Raw genomic sequence first — 16935 nt, 5'->3', positions numbered from 1 at the left:
GTGGTGAAGGCACATATGGATTTTCCTTACTCCTATTTTATATCGTCTCCCAAGATGATGATCAACTTCGGCAGGGCTATTGGTGCGGTCATATTTCCTGGTTTGGTCATTTACCTGGATGGTGAGTTAGGTACTGGAAAGACAATGCTGGTTCGAGGAATTGCCCTTGCTTTAGGTTGGCCTGATGTACGAAGCCCATCTTTTACCTTGATCAACGAATATCCCACCGATCCGCCTATTGCACATGTTGATCTTTACCGTCTCAAAGAATCAGAAATCGAGAGCATTGGCATCGAGGAATATGTCGATAACGGTTTCTTGGTAGCCATAGAGTGGGGGAAACCAGGGTATTTCCCTTTCGTAAACGAGTGGTGGCATGTCGTCATTTCCTATGAAGATGACATGGTCAAAAGAGAGTGTCGAAAGGTGTTAATTAGAGCTTCAGGGGAAACTGCTATCGAAGCGTTAAAACGTTTCAATAAGAGGGTATCGTCATGGGGTGTTTAGAATCTACGGATTGTCTTATATTGGGTATTGATTGTTCAACAAGGTATACGGCTGTTGGTTGTGCCAAGGGCGACCTTATGGTCGGGGAGATGTCCTTCGACATAGGGAGATATCAGTCTGCACTTCTTCCCAATCTGGTAGAAAATTTACTCAGTTTTGGAGGATTTACCCTGACGGATGTGGATGCCGTGGCTGTCACAATTGGGCCAGGTTATTTTACCGGCGTGCGAGTTGGATTGTCTTACGCCTTGGCCCTTGCCTTTGCACTGGAAGTGCCGATCGTTCCTATTATTTCACTGAATGCTTTGGCTTACGAGCTCGTTTACGCGAGAAATGCGGTCGTCATACCGGTGATTTGGGCCAGAGGGCACGAGTATTACGCGTCCATTTTAGAAAGCAATGGAGAAGGTTTTATCGAACTGAAAAGCCCAGGGGTTTACGACGAAAAGACCATTTTATCCTTCGCAAATAACTACGTTAAGGAGTCGCGTCAAGTATTTGTCGCGGGAGATGATATCAATAGATTTCAAATGAAACCCGAAGGGGTGCATTTGTTTTCAAGGGGTGTCCGGGGAGGTAATGTGGCCAAGCTTGGCTTCAGGCTTCGGAAAGAAGCTAAAAGCCCTTTGGAGATACGTGCGTTATACATAAGGGAACCATATAAATAGGTGCCGATGGCATATATCTGATAGATGGGCTCATGGCTTATATAATATGTCTGAATATTTGCAATAGCAAGATCATGTCTTTATTTGCATGATAATTCCATTATCGTCATAATTTACCATGGAATTGCTAAACGATAATCAGATTCCGTGGAGGGTGGTGTCTCCTTTGGCAAAGTTCACGGTTAGCATTAATGAGGCGTGGTGTAAGGGGTGCGGGCTTTGCATTGCCATATGTCCCAAAAAGGTTCTTGAATTTAACGAGAGGGTCAAATCGGAGCCCGTAAGGATGGACGATTGCATAGGATGTCATCAATGTGAAAATATCTGTCCCGATCTTGCTGTAACGGTTAAGGAGGCGAAGCTTGATGCCTAAAGTCCAATTTTGGCAAGGCAACACGGCAGTGGCAATGGGAGCGCTAGCCGCCGGATGCCGGTTTTTCGGCGGATACCCAATAACCCCGTCGTCTGAGATAGCCGAGACCATGGCGCTTGAGTTGCCGAAGGTCGGTGGAAGGTTCATCCAAATGGAGGATGAAATAGCCAGTATAGCGGCAGTGATTGGAGCTTCATTGGCTGGTTACAAGGCGATGACCGCGACATCCGGACCAGGATTTTCTTTGAAGCAGGAAAACCTGGGATTAGCTTATATGGCCGAGGTGCCTATTGTGGTCGTAAACGTGATGAGAGGGGGACCTTCCACAGGTTTACCCACAAAGGTATCGCAACAGGACGTGATGCAAGCCAGATGGGGGACTCATGGCGATCATGAGGCCATTACATTGGCCCCAGCATCCGTTCAGGAGTGCTATGAACTCGCGATAGAGGCCTTCAATTTGGCGGAAAGGTTCAGGCAACCGGTAATCTTCTTGGGCGATGAAGTTGTAGGCCATATGAGAGAGAAGATAATCGTTCCGGATGATGGTACTTTTACAGTCCTGAATCGTAAGAGGCCTAAGACGAGACCCGAGGAATACGTCCCCTACAAGCCCGATCCCGAAGATGATATTCCTCCTATGGCTGCCTTCGGCGATGGGTACAGGTGGCATGTTACGGGCCTGACTCACGACGAATGGGGCTTTCCCACGAATGATCCAGAGGTCATAGAAAGGAAGATCTTGAGGCTGGTTAGGAAAGTAAGGCGCTTTAGGGACGAAATAGTGAGATATGAAACATATGAGGTCAGCGATGCCGACATGATTGTGGTCGCCTATGGTTCAGTGTCACGTACTGCCCTTAGCGCAGTCCGAGAGGCAAGGAGCAAGGGCTTAAAGGTAGGGTTCTTTAGGCCTGTGACACTGTGGCCTTTCCCGGACAAGGAACTGCAAGCTTTAGTAAATAACGTAAAAGCTGTGTTGGTGCCGGAGCTCAACTGTGGCCAGATGGTATTAGAAGTCGAAAGAGTGGTAAGCGGAAGGGCAAAAGTTTTTGCGAAGGGCTTGGTCAACGGCGAGCTCTTCAGGCCATCGGAAATCTTTGAATTTATCAAGGAGGTTGCCTAAAATGCCTAGCCAAGAAGTATTAGATTGGTTGCGTGCTCGCTTTTTCCCACATATCTGGTGTCCCGGTTGTGGTCATGGCATTATAATGCACGCAATATTGAGGGCGCTCGTCGATCTGGGCAAGAAGAAAGAGGAGACGGTCATCGCATCGGGCATCGGTTGTTCAAGCAGAATGCCGGGGTATATAGATGCCTGCACGTTGCATACTACTCATGGAAGATCTTTGCCCTTCGCGACGGGCGTAAAATTGGCCAACCCCAAGCTGACGGTCATCGACGTGATGGGAGACGGCGACTGCACGGCCATAGGGGGCAATCACTTCATCCACGCCTGTAGGCGAAATATAGATATCACCGCAGTCGTAATGAACAACAATATATATGGGATGACCGGAGGGCAGGCCTCGCCGACCACACCGGTTGGCGCTTATGCCACGACGGCTCCTTACGGGGTTATTGACGTTCCCTTTGACATTTGTAAACTTGCTGCCGGAGCTGGTGCTTCTTATGTGGCCAGGGCGACTGTAGCTCATCCTTTGCTCATTGAAAAATACGTCAAGACTGCCATCTCGAAAAAGGGGTTTGCCGTAGTTGAGGTTGTGACCCATTGTCATACCCAGTTTGGCCGTAAGAACAAGAGGCCAAGGCCCATAGACAATATCAACTTTTTCAAAGAAAATAGCGTGATGTACAACAAGGCTACCACCATGTCAAAGGAAGAGCTCGAAGGCAAGATAGTGATCGGAGAGTTCGTAAACGCGGATCTGCCTGAGTACGTAGAACAATATATGAAATTGATCGAAAGCTTAGGGGGTAATCGTTGATGAACGATCAACGTTATGAAATTCGTATAGCAGGTTCGGGCGGTCAGGGAGTTATTCTGGCGGCCGTCATAGTTGGAGAAGCTTTAGCCCTTTATGAAGAGGGTTTAAATGTGGTGCAGACGCAGGCATATGGCCCCGAAGCAAGAGGTGGGGCTTCTAAGGCTGAAGTTGTGGTATCGCGCGGCAAGATTGACTATCCCAAAGTCACAAATCCAAACCTGCAGGTCATATTGACTCAGAAAGCCTGCGACGAATACGTCCATGATGCTTTGCCTAACAGCATAGTCATAGTGGACGATTTCTTCGTGACCGAACCACCTAAGATAAATGCCAACGTATATTCCCTTCCTATCGTCAGGACGGCCAGAGAGGAAATGGGAAGGGAAATTGTCACGAACATGGTCGCACTTGGGACCATAGCCAGAGTGCTGGAAAAGTGGCAGCTGGCCAAACCTGAGTCCGTTCGAAGGGCCATTTTGGATCGTGTGCCCAAGGGCACTGAAGAGCTTAATACTAAGGCCTTCGAGCTTGGATACGCCCTGATGAAGGAGAAGCTGTAATTCGTTCGAACATTATGAGCTCCTTCGATGACAAGGTCGCTTTAACCATAGAAGGGATGGACAGCAAGGCCCGGGGCATAGCGAGGATGGATGGCTATGTGGTCTTCGTCCCCGGGGCCCTCGTCGGCGAGACCGTCATGGCAAAGTTTGTGGAACGACGAAAGCATTATGGCATAGCTGTGATTGAATCCATCCTCAAGTCCAGTGATTATCGCGTACCTCCTAAATGCAAATATTATGAGGCGTGCGGCGGTTGCGACCTGCAGCACGCCTCATACGATCATCAACTTCATATTAAAAATGAGCTGGTTGTGGAGGCCATTGGCAGGATAGGCAAATGGCCTGATTTTGACGTCGAGCCTACCCTTCCTAGTCCACAGGTTTGGAGATACAGGAACAAGGCAATCTTTCAAGCCCGATATCAAGGTGGAAGGAAGAAGCTGGGTTATTTCGCCAAAGGTACGCACGAAGTCGTGGAGATAGATGATTGCCCCATTTTGGACCCACTGTTGAATGACATTTATCGCTTGGCGAAATGCGCCATTGAAGATAGCGACATTACGTTCTACGATGAACATCGCGGTAAAGGTCTTGTTCGCAATGTCGTCGTCAGGTCGTCACTCTCAAACCAAAAAGCTTTAATGGCTTTGGTCTTGAGCCGCAAGCCCTATCCCACGGAGTTAAACGGGCTGAAGCGCATCTCTGCTCAACTGGTTGACGATAAGCCGTTCAACTTGCAGGGCATCTTGCTGAACATAAATGCATCTGGGGGCAATTTCGTATGGGGACCCTCTACGCTCCTTTTGGCAGGAGACGATAGCCTGGAGGAACGTCTTGGTGCTTTTGAGTTATGCTACGGGATCACCGATTTCTTTCAGGTAAATGTTCCACAGGCCTGTAACATATGCAAAATTGTATCCGAACACGCTGCTGGCAGTGGTCGTATATTGGAGCTTTATTCCGGCGTGGGCACCATAACGTGCTTTTTGGCCTCAATGTGCCGGCATGTTGTAGCAGTTGAGGAATGGCGGCCAGCTTGCAAGTCGTTGTCGCACAATATGGCAAAAAACGGCCTGTCTAACGTGACCATCTTATGCGGCAAAGCCGAGGAGGTGGTTACACAAAAGGTTAAAGACGGCTTTGATACGGTAGTTTTGGACCCTCCCAGGACTGGTTGTCATGGGGACGTTTTGGATTTTATAGGTAAGATCGAGCCGAACAAGATAATATACGTGTCCTGCAATCCGGTTACTCTGGCAAGGGACGGCAAAATCCTCATCGAACTGGGGTACAAGCCGGTAGGTATATCGCCCCTGGATATGTTTCCTCAGACTAGCCACGTGGAGTGCGTGGCATTGATGGCGAGGGCTTAGCAGATAAAAGAGACATTGGTGCGCCTAAACTATAAGATAGAGATGTACGCAAAAGTTCTTATGACCTAAAAGTAGCTAATGAGGTCAAAATCACAAAATTGACATTGCTATGCAAGGGTGGAAGTGAACGAGTAAGGTGGTGTATTGCCAAAAGGAGCGTGATATCACAATGAATTCCTCGAGCTATTTTAGCTATAAGGATATTTATATAGAGGACGGAAGAAAAGTATTGGAAGTAAATATACTTCCGGAAAAATATTGCAATTTTGATTGTGTATTTTGTCCCATCGGGAGGTCCCAACACAAAACAGATGTCCAAAGATCATTTCCTGGGACGGATAATTCAATAGTTGAGCTGGAAAACAATATAAATGCTTTGAATCCAGATTTGATCTTCATTAACTCAAAGGGAGAAGCCCTATTAAACGATAGAATTGACGACATCATAGATCTCATCAAGGCTAATGGTAAGGCTGTAAGGCTGTTTACTAACGGCTATTTGCTTGGAAGAAGTGAATACATGAAAATTGCCAATCGTTGCGATGAGGTTGTAGGCGAGCTAAAGGTATTGTCGGAAGAGGACTTTCAACGTCTCCAACGACCTATAAAAGGGTATACTTTGGCTGAATATATCTCAAACATGGCCTCTTTTAGGAGGCAATATGCAGGGAGATTCATATTTGAAATCACCATCATCAAAGGTTGTAGCGATGGTCCGGGATCAATTGAGAAGTTGAAGGACATAATTCGGGAAATTTCTCCCGACAAGATTATCGTTGCAAAAATCAACGACAAAAGATTTGAGAAAAAATTTAGCATAACCGACGAGAGACTTGAGGAAATATCAAGGGCCTTGCTTGATATTTAGTGTTATGGCTTTAGATCGTGTGATTATATTAACAATCATCGGGTTAGTTACGTCGATCGTGAAGAAGTTATATCTCGATAGATGTCTTGATCCTTGCAAAAGGAGCACCTTCTCAATATAATTTATGTGCAGGCGGACATAGCTCAGCTGGTAGAGCATCGGCTTCCCAAGCCGAGGGTCGCGGGTTCGAATCCCGTTGTCCGCTCCAGGTTTGAGTTCCTGACTGGTCTTAATGCCAGTCAGGGATTTTTTATGTCTTTTTAGAGATTTAGGATTGAATTTGACTTATAAAAAGCGGGCATGGTAATATATGTCGCGCAGGCAAAGGGAATTTGGGAACCAAGAACTTGGAACCCAATCTTCCGGCCCTACCGTGAGATGAATGGAAATATGATATAATCTACACAAACGGTGAGCGTAGCTCAACTGGTAAGAGCACTGGACTGTGGATCCAGGGGTTGGGGGTTCAAGTCCCCTCGCTCACCCCATTTTTATGTTTCCGACTGGATTCTTGAGATGATTAAGCCCTCGAAAGTGCAGATCGAGAAAATAATCCGAACGAAAAGAAAGACGATAGCCTTGCAGGTGACGGACGATGCCAAATTGATCGTCAGGGCGCCACATAACCTTGACGACGAGACGATCGCTGAGATCGTCTCGAAACACAGGCGTTGGGTCGAAAAAAAGCAAAAAGAGGCCTCTATTAGAAACCAAAAACTTTTCCCAAAAGAATTCGTCAACGGGGAAGGGTTTCTGTATTTAGGCAGATACTACGAATTAAATATAGTAGAAGACCAAAGTGAACCGTTGAAATTAGAAGGAGCATTTCATCTTTCAAGACATGCGCTTCCACGCGCAAAAGAAACATTTATCCAGTGGTATAAAGACAAAGCCTTTGAAAAAATTTCCGAAAGAGTTCACCTCTATGCCGAAAAACGGGGATATACATACAATAAAATCGGCATAACCGATGCTCAAAAAAGATGGGGTTCGTGCTCTTTTAGGGGAAATTTGAACTTTTCCTGGCGGTTGATAATGGCTCCCCTGTCGGTCCTAGATTACGTTGTCATTCACGAGCTTGTTCATCTGGAAGAAAGAAATCATGCAAAATCCTTTTGGGATAAAGTAAGAATGCTGATGCCCGATTACGAAGGGCATATAGAGTGGCTTAAAAAGAATGGGTATCTATTGAATTTATAAATCAGATATCAGCTAACGTTTATGTCTTTATAATAACATATTGAAGATGGCCATACACGCTATGCCGGACAATATGGTCCAGAGTGTGTTTTTAGTAAGTATCGCTGTTAGAGTGGCTACAATGCCTGCCAACAGCCTGACGTTTCCTAGAGAAATAAAAACCTTTCCCGATTGCATGAATAATTCGGGAACAATAAGAGCCGACAGAATGGCTGGAGGCACATATTTTAAAAGCCTCTTTGCCCAGGAGGGAATGTCCCAGACCCCAAAAAGAAATATGAAAGATGCTCGCGTGAGATAAGTCAAAATTCCCCCAAGAAGCAGGACTAACCATATCTTCATGACCGGCTTCTCCTCAAGTCCAAGACGAAGCCGCCTGTCATGCCAACCAAAGCGGCAGCTATCAAGCCTAATTTATAGGGAAATCCGAAAAAAAGCATCGAACAGATCCCCGCCGTCAGTGCAGCTATAATGCTAGGGTAGTTATTCAAAGAAGGAACGAGTATAGCTATGAATGTCAACGGCAAAAAGAAATCGAGCGGCCAATCGGATGGAAGCATCTTCCCCAGAAAAATTCCCATTGCCGTGCTCATCTGCCAGGTTAACCACAGGATAAGACCTGCGCCCAAAAAATACATGTGATCGTAGCGCTCTTCTCGTTCCTTTTGATAATAACTTATGACGACAGCGTAAGCTTCATCGGTTAAGAGATACGAAAGCAGTGCCTTCCACCCGAAAGGAAGCTCTTTCAAATAGGGAGCGACCGAAGCGCTGTAAAGCATATGGCGCAGATTGACCATGACCACGGTTAGTGTTATTACGGACCAGGGAATTGATTCGGCAAATAGCTTGCTTGCCACGAACTGCGAAGAGCCACCAAAGATGATGTAGGACATCGACTGAGCCTGAAACTTGGTCAAGCCTGCCTCCAAAGCGGTTACACCATATATTACGCCAAAGGGCATCACTGCAATCAGCAAAGGCAACTCGTCGCGAGCCCCTCTAAGAAAGGTCCGTAACCTCACCGGTCGATCACTCCTCGTTATTAACGTCTTTGGGCTTTGACCATAAATTGTAATTAGCGTAACCTGGATTAGCAACATCTTATTCTTGTCGATCAAAGCCGGCGTTTCATGGAAATTTTAGCAAACCCTGTTGACTATTCTTCGAAGCTGTGATAACTTTCCTATTGCCGCTTAGTGATAAAGGCAGTGAGCGCCCGTAGCTCAGTGGACAGAGCGGCGGACTTCGGATCCGTTGGTCGCGGGTTCAAATCCTGCCGGGCGCGCCATCAAGGGTTGTTACGTTTGTGGGCCGTTAGCTCAATTGGCAGAGCACGGGACTCTTAATCCTGGGGTTACAGGTTCAACTCCTGTACGGCCCACCATTTTTAAGGATACAGTAAATATTACATAAATAAACTCCCTTGTTACCTTGATCGATGACAAGGGAGTTTTGCTGTTGTTTCGTGGCCTTAGTCGCAATGCCAGCCTTTGAGGCATTTCAAGCTAGTTGGCATTGACTTTCAAATTGAGAGCATGATAATATACGCTAGCAACATGAAACATCGACTACGTTGCATGCGACGAGGGTCGCGCGAAGTGATGTCGCAGGGAACTTTTAAGTCGTGGTAGGGTTATCGAGCCTGATGCAGCGATAACGAAAAGCCCTGCCGTTAGTGTTGACTTGAAGGGCGAGAGTGGTGGAATGGTAGACACGCGGGACTTAGGATCCCGTGGCCTCGGCCGTGTGGGTTCAAATCCCACCTCTCGCACCATTGGAACATAAGTGCGACCTCGGTGTTAAAATATACACCGAGGCTTTTTCATGTTGAAGAAAGGAGTTTGGGTGGCCATGAAGACTGAGCTAGTGTCCCAAGAAAAGAACGTCGTAAAGATAAAGGCTGAAGTTGAAGCAGAAAGATTCGAAAATGCCGTTAAAGATGTAGTCAAGGAGATCAGCCAAAAGGCCAACATCAAGGGCTTCAGAAAAGGGAAGGTGCCCCGAAACGTCATCGAACTCTATTTTGGCAAAGAGAGCCTGTATCGGGAGGCCTTAGAAAACTTAATCCCCGAAGTCGTAGAGGAGATTAAGGAGGAATATGAATTAGAGCTGGTGGCCGAACCAAAGGTCAAGGTTCAAGGCGAACCCAAAGAGGGATCGCCCGTCGTTCTTGAGATAGAATACGAGGTCATGCCCGAGGTGGATTTGCCCGACCTGGAACAGATAGAAGTCCCAATGCTTAAGCCCGTTGTGACCGATGAGATGGTGGAAAAGGTCATAAATGACCTGCGAGAGAGAAATGCAGAATATGCAGACCTCGAAGAGGACAGGCCTATCAAAGAAGACGACATCGTCTTAGTGAAGGCTGTTGCGCAAGTCCAACGCGATGAGGGCGACGACAGCGAAAGGTTCGAGTTTGAAGGGAAAGAGATGGAGGACACCATAGACCTGTCGGCTAATTATTTGGACGAGAACATAAAGAAGGATTTGATCGGCCAAACCGTGGGCAGGACCGTAACGTCTACAGTGACTCACCCCGATGACGGCAGCGAGTTGGCCGGTAAGCAGATCACCTATACCATGGAGATAAGGGGCTTAAAGAAAAAGGTCCTTCCCGAGCTTGACGAGGAATTTTTGAAGAAAGTTGGCGCTGAAGGAAAGACCTTGGAGGAGTTCAAGGCCCAAATAAGGGAGCAGCTTCAAAGAAACCTTGAGGCCAGGGCGAAAAGCGATGCGATCAATTTGGCTTTACAGCAAATTGCAAGCATGGCCAAGGTGGAAGTGCCTGACCGAATGGTCGAAAGGGAGCTTCACAGCTTGCTGCATGAAGAGGAAGCAAGGGTGAAGCAAGCTTACAATTTGACGCTGGAAGAATACGCAAGACAATCCGGGATTGACTTTGAGGAGTACAAGAATAGTTTGAGGAAACAGGCATATAGGAGGGTGTTAAACTCCTTGGTCCTGGAGGAGCTCACGAAGCGCTTCGAGATAAAGGTGAACCCTGATGACATTAAATCTTACGTTGCCCGCATGGCAAACTCCTATAACATCAGCCCAGAGAAGTTGTCAGCATTCATTGCGTCTGACCAAGAAAGGCTGTACAAGGTAAGTTATGATATCATGACGGAAAAGACCTTGGACAAAATACTTGAACACATAAAGGTCAAAGAGTTAGAAAAAGAGGAATACGAGCGCGCCGTGAAAGAACTGTTGGAAAAGCTAAAGGCGACATCAGCAGAGGAAGTGCCGCAAGTTTTAAGCAACGAAGCAAGAGGAGGTAATGACGATGCTAGTTCCGATAGTGATAGAACAGACGGGTAGAGGCGAACGTGCTTACGACATATACAGCAGGCTGCTAAAGGATCGAATTATATTCTTGGGCGATGTCATCGAAGATCACATTGCGAATTTGGTTGTAGCTCAAATGTTGTTCCTCGAAAGCGAGGACCCAGATAAGGACATAAACCTATACATAAACAGCCCCGGAGGCTCTGTAACTGCCGGCTTGGGCATCTACGACACGATGCAATACATCAAATGTCCCATCTCGACCATATGCGTTGGTCAGGCTGCCAGCATGGCTGCAGTGCTTTTGGCAGCTGGCACAAAGGGCAAGAGGATTGCGCTGCCAAACTCCAGGATTATGCTTCATCAACCCCTTGGGGGAGTACAGGGGCAGGCGACCGATATCGAGATACATGCCAAAGAAATCAAAAAGATACGAGATAGGCTTAACGAGATCATAGCAAAGCACACCAATCAAGACATAGAAAAGGTAGCTCGCGATACCGATCGAGATTTCTTCATGTCGGCTGAAGAGGCTCTATCCTATGGGATAGTTGACAAAGTGATAGAAAAACGATAGTTTGTCTTTTGCAAACTCCTTTTCTAAACAAACGAGGGGGCTTAGAGGATGCTCTCTCGTTTGTTTATAAACGGCATTTGGGCTAAACTATCTGTATGAGCGACCGACAGTTTTACGCAATTTCAAGCAAGGAGGAAATATGAGGAAATGCCAAAAAGCAACGACAAGGACATTAAAAAGAAGGGGCTTCGATGTTCCTTCTGCGGGAAGGACCAGGACGAGGTAAAAAAGATAATCACGGGGCCCGGCGTTTGCATATGCAATGAGTGTATTCACCTATGCAATATAATATTGAACGAAGAAAGAGGAATTCTGCATAGCATAGATTGCCACGGGAAGGACTTATCGGATTCCTTCGTGTTGCCAAAGCCAAGCGAGATAAAAGCCTACCTGGATCAATATGTCGTCGGCCAGGAATACGCCAAGAAGGTCCTATCTGTTGCGGTACATAACCATTACAAGCGCATTTTTAAGCTGAAGAAGAATGAGAGTGAAGTGGAAGTCCAGAAAAGCAACATTCTGCTTTTGGGACCAACGGGATGCGGTAAAACTCTGTTAGCCCAAACTTTGGCTCAAATGCTCAACGTGCCCTTTGCCATTGCCGACGCTACAACCCTGACTGAAGCTGGTTACGTAGGAGAAGACGTTGAAAATATCTTGGTAAGATTGCTGCAGAACTGTGATTACGACGTCTCCTTGGCGGAGAGGGGAATAGTTTACATCGACGAAATTGACAAGATAGCCCGCAAGAGCTATTCTCCATCGATCACGCGTGACGTGTCCGGCGAAGGAGTCCAACAGGGTCTTTTGCGTTTGCTCGAAGGCACTGTATCCAACGTTCCTCCTAAGGGAGGAAGGAAACACCCATATCAGGATTTCATCCAAGTCGATACTACCAATATACTTTTCATCTGCGGCGGAGCCTTTGGCGGCATAGAGGACATCATAGCAAGGCGTATTCACAAGAGGACCATCGGCTTTGGCGGAGACATCGTTGGATCAAAGCAAAAGGCATCCTGGGATATCTTAAAGGAGATACAACCCGATGACCTCATGAAATATGGGTTTATTCCGGAATTTATAGGCAGGTTGCCGGTAATTGTTCCGCTGGAAGGTCTGGACAAAAACGCTCTTGTACATATCCTGCAAGAACCCAAGAACTCTTTGGTAAGGCAATACAAGGAGTTGTTCAGCTATGAAGACGTTGATCTGGAGTTCACCGACGAGGCCTTGCTGGCAATAGCCCGCGTGGCACAGGAAAGAAACACTGGGGCAAGGGGTCTTAGGTCAATAATGGAGAAGCTAATGCTCGACATCATGTACGATCTGCCCAATATCGCAAGCGAGATCGCCAAGGTGAGGATCACCGAGGAGTGCGTCTTAAAGGGAGCATCTCCAATATATATTTCCAGGGACGAAGAAGTAGCCTAGCGTTATTTGATATAAAAACTTAAGTTATAAGGGGAGACCGTTATAAAATGCGCGCTGACGACATGCCTCTTTCAAAGGAATATGAACCTGATGAATTGGAACAAAGGTGGTATGAGTGGTGGCTAAAGCGTGGGTTATTTCATGCTGAAGTGGACGAGGAAAAGGAACCTTTCAGCATGGTCATTCCGCCTCCAAACGTCACTGGATCGCTTCATATGGGCCATGCTCTGAACAACACATTACAGGATATAGTTTGTCGTTATAAGCGCATGAGAGGGTTTAACGTCCTGTGGATCCCGGGGACCGATCATGCAGGCATAGCCACGCAGAATGTAGTTGAACGGGAGTTGGCCAAAAGCGGGATTCAAAGGAAGGACATGACCAGAGAGGCTTTCCTTGAAAAGGTATGGGAGTGGAAAAGCGAATACGGCGGCAGGATCATCTCGCAGCTTAAAAGGCTTGGTGCATCCTGTGATTGGTCAAGAGAACGCTTTACCATGGATGAGGGGCTATCAAGGGCAGTCAGGTGCGTGTTTGTTCGCCTCTACGAAGAGGGCCTCATATATAAGGGCAAATACATAATCAATTGGTGTCCTCGTTGCCATACGGCGCTATCCGACTTAGAAGTTGAACATGCTCTGGAAAAGGGAAAACTTTACTACGTAGCCTACCCAATAGAAGGAGAGACCGGATTTGTCGTCGTGGCCACAACGCGGCCTGAGACTATATTGGGAGATGTCGCCATCGCGGTGCACCCAGACGACCCCAATAACTCAAAATTTGTGGGCAAAAGGGTTAAGGTCCCAATGGTCGACAGAATCATCCCCGTCATCGAGGATGAGATGGTCGATCCGTCTTTTGGTACGGGAATGGTCAAGATAACCCCGGCTCACGATCCTAATGACTTTTTGGTGGGACAGCGGCACGGCCTGGAGCCCATTCAAGTGATAGATGCAGACGGTTTCATGAACGAAAATGCCGGCCGCTACAGGGGAATGAGCAGGTTCCAGGCAAGAGAAGCGATCGTCAAGGATATCGAGGCAGCGGGCTTGCTTGTCAAAATCGAAGAGCATGAACATGCCGTAGGACATTGCTACAGATGCAACACAGTCCTGGAGCCCTTCCTGTCGGAACAGTGGTTCGTGCGCACCGAGCCCTTGGCGAAAAAGGCCATTGAGGTGGTAAGAGAGGGAAAAATCCGTTGGATTCCTGAACGCTGGGTAAACACCTATTACCAATGGATGGAAAACATCAGGGACTGGTGTATTTCAAGACAACTTTGGTGGGGACACAGAATTCCCGCTTGGACGTGTAAGGATTGTGGCCACATAACCGTATCGGAGGAAGATCCGACGAAGTGCGGGAAGTGCGGTTCCGGTAATATCGTCCAAGATGAAGATGTGCTTGATACCTGGTTTTCAAGTGCCCTTTGGCCCTTTTCCACTATGGGGTGGCCCGAAGATACGCCCGAACTGAGATATTTTTATCCCACGTCGCTTTTGGTGACCGGCTTTGACATCATCTTTTTCTGGGTAGCCAGAATGATAATGATGGGACTCAAGTTCATGGGAGACGTACCCTTTAAGGATGTCTACATCCATGCCCTAGTTCGCGATGAAAAGGGCCAAAAGATGAGCAAATCTAAGGGCAACGTAATAGATCCCCTTGATGTCATAGCTAAATATGGAGCCGACTCACTGAGGTTTACGCTGTCGTCTTTGACCGTACAGGGGCGCGATATTTACCTGAGCACGCAGAAGATCGAATCCTACAGGCACTTCATGAACAAGATCTGGAATGCCGGGCGCTTTGCGTTAATGAACCTGGGAGGTTTTAACCTAGATAAAAGCCATTCTGTAAAGTCGGAAGATAATTTGAGGTTGCACGACAAGTGGATTCTTTTACGCATAAACCAGGTCGTTAAAGAAACGACAGAGCTTCTTGAAGGTTATTTCTTTGGCGAGGCAAGCAGATTGCTTTATGACTTTGTATGGGGTGAACTGTGCGACTGGTACATCGAGATGGCAAAGCCTGCATTAAAGGGAGACGAAGGAGATCGCAGAAAAACTGCTTCGCAGCAAGTGCTTGGCTACGTCTTTAGGAAGACGCTTTTGCTCCTTCATCCTTTCATTCCCTTCATAACGGAGGAGCTATGGCATGCCTTTGGTTTTAGCGTCGATTCGATAGAAGAAGAGCCATGGCCGTCTGCAGAAGATCTGTTCGATGAGACGACGAAGGCATCTATAGAAAATGAGATGTACATACTACAAGAGACAATTAGATCGATAAGAAACTTGCGAGCGGAAGCCAATCTGGCTCCCCAAATGGTCGTACCGCATGTGGTGTTTAGTCCCACCAGCGCGGAGGCTGAAGATATAATCGCCCGAAATGAGGACATGATAAAATTCATGACCAAGGTGGGTCATATAAACGTGAACAGGACGAGACCGGGACATTCTTTGGTATCAGTCCTTCCGTGGGGTAATATATACCTTGTTGTGGGTGAAATCATTGACATACCGTCAGAGATAGAAAGATTAAAGAAGGAAAGAGAGAGCTTGTTGGCAGAGGAACAAAAGAGCTTATCCAAGTTGTCCAACGAGTCCTTCCTCCAAAGAGCTCCTAAAGAGGTCGTGGAAAAAGAACAGGAGCGCTTGAAAAAGGCACGAGAAAGAATAAAGAGGATAAACGAAAATATAGCCTCACTTGAGGAAAATTAGAGGAGAACAAAGGAACTCAAATGATCGACAAAGATTATGCGAGTTACGACCTGATGGAGCAGGATATATCTGTAGTAGCGAGCCCGGGCATACGCCCGGGCTTATCACGGATGGCTAAATGTTTAAAATTGCTTGGCAATCCGCAGGATAAATTTAAGGCCGTCCACGTGTTAGGTACCAATGGTAAGGGTTCAACGGCCTCGAGCCTTGCGAGCATTCTGACGGCTTCCGGCTTAAAGACGGCTTTATACACTAGCCCTCATCTGATACACATGGGCGAACGATTGCGCATAGACGGTTTCCTGGTGGAGCAAAACAAATGGCAGGAAGCGTGGGAAGAGGTTAAATCGATAATTAAAGATAACTTCGCGGCCGAAGATCGGCCCACGGCCTTTGAACTCATCACTGCCGTATGTTTTTTGATAATGGCTCGTGAAAATGTCGATGTGGCGGTTGTAGAGGCAGGCATGGGCGGAAGGCTTGATGCAACAAACTTGCTTGGGAATGTGGCATTATCCCTTTTTACTACTATTTCCCTGGATCATACCAGCTACCTGGGCACCACTCCCTCTCAAATAGCTCATGAAAAGTTTGCCGTGATAAGGCCTGGGGCAAAGGCCCTTTACATGGGAGGCCCCGATGATGTAGAAGATGTGTTCATTGCCAGATGCATGAAAATGGTAGCGGAAGGCCATATCTTTTCGCGGGAATGTGTTGTAAGGCCTCGGCATCTGTCCTTGGACGGCGTAGTGTATGATCTGTGGACCTCTCGCGGCAACTGCTTTTGCGCGCTGGAGACCAGGTTGGCTGGAGCGTATCAAACGCAAAATACTGCCTTGGCTGCCTTTGGTGCCGTGCTTTTATCCGAAAATGTCTTTCCTTCAATAAACAGAAAATCTATAAGAGATGGACTGCTTTCGGCGCGTTGGCCCGGTCGGTTTGAGGTGATCAGGCTTAACGGAAAGACCGTCATACTTGACGGTGCGCATAATCCGGATGGCATGAAGGCCTTGGCCGTCTCGCTAAAATCTGCGTTGCCGGCCAAAGAAGACGTCGTTATCCTTATGGCTATGATGAAGGACAAGGACATAGAAGGTGCTTTGGAGAAATTGGAAGGTTTGTCGATAAGGAAGATAATCTGTACTCAGGTGCCGGGATTGCAGAGGAGTAAACAGGCGCAGGAGCTGGCGATTATCGTCCAAGAGGTATTTCCAAGGTCGATTGTTGCGATCGAACCGGAATTGCAAAGGGCCCTGGATGAAGCCACGAAAGACAATGGCTTCATCGTGATTTGCGGTAGTCTATACCTGATTGGCGCCATAAAGAAGATCATGGGCTCATAAAATATTACGCTGGTAAGGCCAAAAAAATGAAAGTGTAAGTGATAATAATTAATGGGAGCTTATACGCGGATCTGA

16 protein-coding genes and 5 tRNA genes are annotated in these 16935 nt (G+C 47.1%); 19 read left to right on the top strand and 2 right to left on the bottom strand.

The features are described from left to right. From tsaE to BUQ78_RS01875, 11 genes are all read left to right on the top strand, one after another. Window positions 1–507, top strand: a complete 507-nt coding sequence (gene tsaE, locus BUQ78_RS01925; RefSeq protein WP_245529593.1) for a tRNA (adenosine(37)-N6)-threonylcarbamoyltransferase complex ATPase subunit type 1 TsaE — start codon at window positions 1–3, stop codon at window positions 505–507. Then, entirely contained in the window at window positions 495–1175 is a 681-nt protein-coding gene (tsaB, locus tag BUQ78_RS01920; protein ID WP_014806601.1) for a tRNA (adenosine(37)-N6)-threonylcarbamoyltransferase complex dimerization subunit type 1 TsaB, read from the top strand. The genes tsaE and tsaB overlap by 13 nt, the downstream gene beginning before the upstream one ends. A gap of 166 nt (window positions 1176–1341) precedes the next feature. Then, window positions 1342–1548 carry a 4Fe-4S dicluster domain-containing protein gene (locus BUQ78_RS01915; RefSeq protein ID WP_014806602.1) on the top strand — a complete coding sequence of 69 codons (207 nt, stop codon included), beginning with the start codon at window positions 1342–1344 and terminating at the stop codon, window positions 1546–1548. Next, window positions 1541–2674 (top strand): 2-oxoacid:acceptor oxidoreductase subunit alpha, encoded by a 1134-nt coding sequence (locus BUQ78_RS01910; RefSeq protein WP_014806603.1) that lies wholly within the window; start codon window positions 1541–1543, stop codon window positions 2672–2674. Before BUQ78_RS01915 ends, BUQ78_RS01910 begins: the two co-directional genes overlap by 8 nt. Before the next feature lies 1 nt (window position 2675). Next, window positions 2676–3497 (top strand): 2-oxoacid:ferredoxin oxidoreductase subunit beta, encoded by an 822-nt coding sequence (locus BUQ78_RS01905; protein ID WP_074199104.1) that lies wholly within the window; start codon window positions 2676–2678, stop codon window positions 3495–3497. Next, complete coding sequence (locus BUQ78_RS01900) at window positions 3497–4057, top strand: 2-oxoacid:acceptor oxidoreductase family protein (protein ID WP_014806605.1); 561 nt, start codon at window positions 3497–3499, stop codon at window positions 4055–4057. The genes BUQ78_RS01905 and BUQ78_RS01900 overlap by 1 nt, the downstream gene beginning before the upstream one ends. A 14-nt stretch (window positions 4058–4071) precedes the next feature. Further along, a complete protein-coding gene (gene rlmD, locus BUQ78_RS01895; RefSeq protein ID WP_074199103.1) occupies window positions 4072–5430 on the top strand; it encodes a 23S rRNA (uracil(1939)-C(5))-methyltransferase RlmD in 1359 nt (452 codons plus the stop codon). Window positions 5431–5659: 229 nt separating this feature from the next. After that, on the top strand, window positions 5660–6298 hold the full coding sequence (locus BUQ78_RS01890) for a radical SAM protein (protein ID WP_318259453.1): 639 nt from the start codon (window positions 5660–5662) through the stop codon (window positions 6296–6298). A gap of 132 nt (window positions 6299–6430) precedes the next feature. Continuing rightward, window positions 6431–6506 (top strand) — tRNA-Gly (locus tag BUQ78_RS01885). Between the two features lie 203 nt (window positions 6507–6709). After that, window positions 6710–6786 (top strand) — tRNA-His (locus BUQ78_RS01880). A 28-nt stretch (window positions 6787–6814) separates the two neighbouring features. Next, window positions 6815–7498, top strand: coding sequence for a M48 family metallopeptidase (locus tag BUQ78_RS01875; RefSeq protein ID WP_074199101.1), 684 nt, complete (start codon window positions 6815–6817; stop codon window positions 7496–7498). Between the two features lie 27 nt (window positions 7499–7525). Here BUQ78_RS01875 and BUQ78_RS01870 read toward each other — a convergent pair whose 3' ends face one another. Both BUQ78_RS01870 and BUQ78_RS01865 read right to left on the bottom strand, forming a co-directional pair. Then, the gene (locus BUQ78_RS01870) at window positions 7526–7840 is read right to left on the bottom strand and encodes an AzlD domain-containing protein (RefSeq protein WP_014806615.1); all 315 of its coding nucleotides are present in this window, start codon (window positions 7838–7840) and stop codon (window positions 7526–7528) included. Beyond that, on the bottom strand, window positions 7837–8523 hold the full coding sequence (locus BUQ78_RS01865) for an AzlC family ABC transporter permease (protein ID WP_014806616.1): 687 nt from the start codon (window positions 8521–8523) through the stop codon (window positions 7837–7839). The genes BUQ78_RS01870 and BUQ78_RS01865 overlap by 4 nt, the downstream gene beginning before the upstream one ends. 190 nt (window positions 8524–8713) lie before the next feature. On the opposite strand from BUQ78_RS01865, the gene BUQ78_RS01860 reads away from it, so the two are divergent. The 8 genes from BUQ78_RS01860 to BUQ78_RS01825 all read left to right on the top strand — a co-directional run bounded on the left by BUQ78_RS01860 (window position 8714) and on the right by BUQ78_RS01825 (window position 16860). Then, window positions 8714–8789 (top strand) — tRNA-Arg (locus BUQ78_RS01860). A gap of 20 nt (window positions 8790–8809) precedes the next feature. Continuing rightward, window positions 8810–8885 (top strand) — tRNA-Lys (locus BUQ78_RS01855). A 306-nt stretch (window positions 8886–9191) separates the two neighbouring features. Next, window positions 9192–9275 (top strand) — tRNA-Leu (locus BUQ78_RS01850). Window positions 9276–9352: 77 nt separating this feature from the next. After that, the gene (gene tig / locus BUQ78_RS01845) at window positions 9353–10822 is read left to right on the top strand and encodes a trigger factor (RefSeq protein WP_159432087.1); all 1470 of its coding nucleotides are present in this window, start codon (window positions 9353–9355) and stop codon (window positions 10820–10822) included. Next, window positions 10788–11366, top strand: coding sequence for an ATP-dependent Clp endopeptidase proteolytic subunit ClpP (clpP, locus tag BUQ78_RS01840; protein ID WP_318259452.1), 579 nt, complete (start codon window positions 10788–10790; stop codon window positions 11364–11366). The genes tig and clpP overlap by 35 nt, the downstream gene beginning before the upstream one ends. A gap of 147 nt (window positions 11367–11513) precedes the next feature. Next, entirely contained in the window at window positions 11514–12797 is a 1284-nt protein-coding gene (clpX, locus tag BUQ78_RS01835; RefSeq protein WP_014806626.1) for an ATP-dependent Clp protease ATP-binding subunit ClpX, read from the top strand. Between the two features lie 47 nt (window positions 12798–12844). Further along, entirely contained in the window at window positions 12845–15517 is a 2673-nt protein-coding gene (locus BUQ78_RS01830) for a valine--tRNA ligase (RefSeq protein ID WP_074199099.1), read from the top strand. A 20-nt stretch (window positions 15518–15537) separates the two neighbouring features. Next, window positions 15538–16860, top strand: coding sequence for a bifunctional folylpolyglutamate synthase/dihydrofolate synthase (locus tag BUQ78_RS01825; protein ID WP_074199098.1), 1323 nt, complete (start codon window positions 15538–15540; stop codon window positions 16858–16860). The last annotated feature ends 75 nt before the right edge of the window (window positions 16861–16935 follow it).

Origin of the sequence: Acetomicrobium flavidum (genome assembly GCF_900129645.1) — a bacterium.
GTDB classification, from domain to species: Bacteria; Synergistota; Synergistia; order Synergistales; family Acetomicrobiaceae; genus Acetomicrobium; species Acetomicrobium flavidum.
The sequence above is the reverse complement of the archived record's forward strand: the minus strand, read 5'-3'. Positions and strand labels throughout refer to the sequence as shown.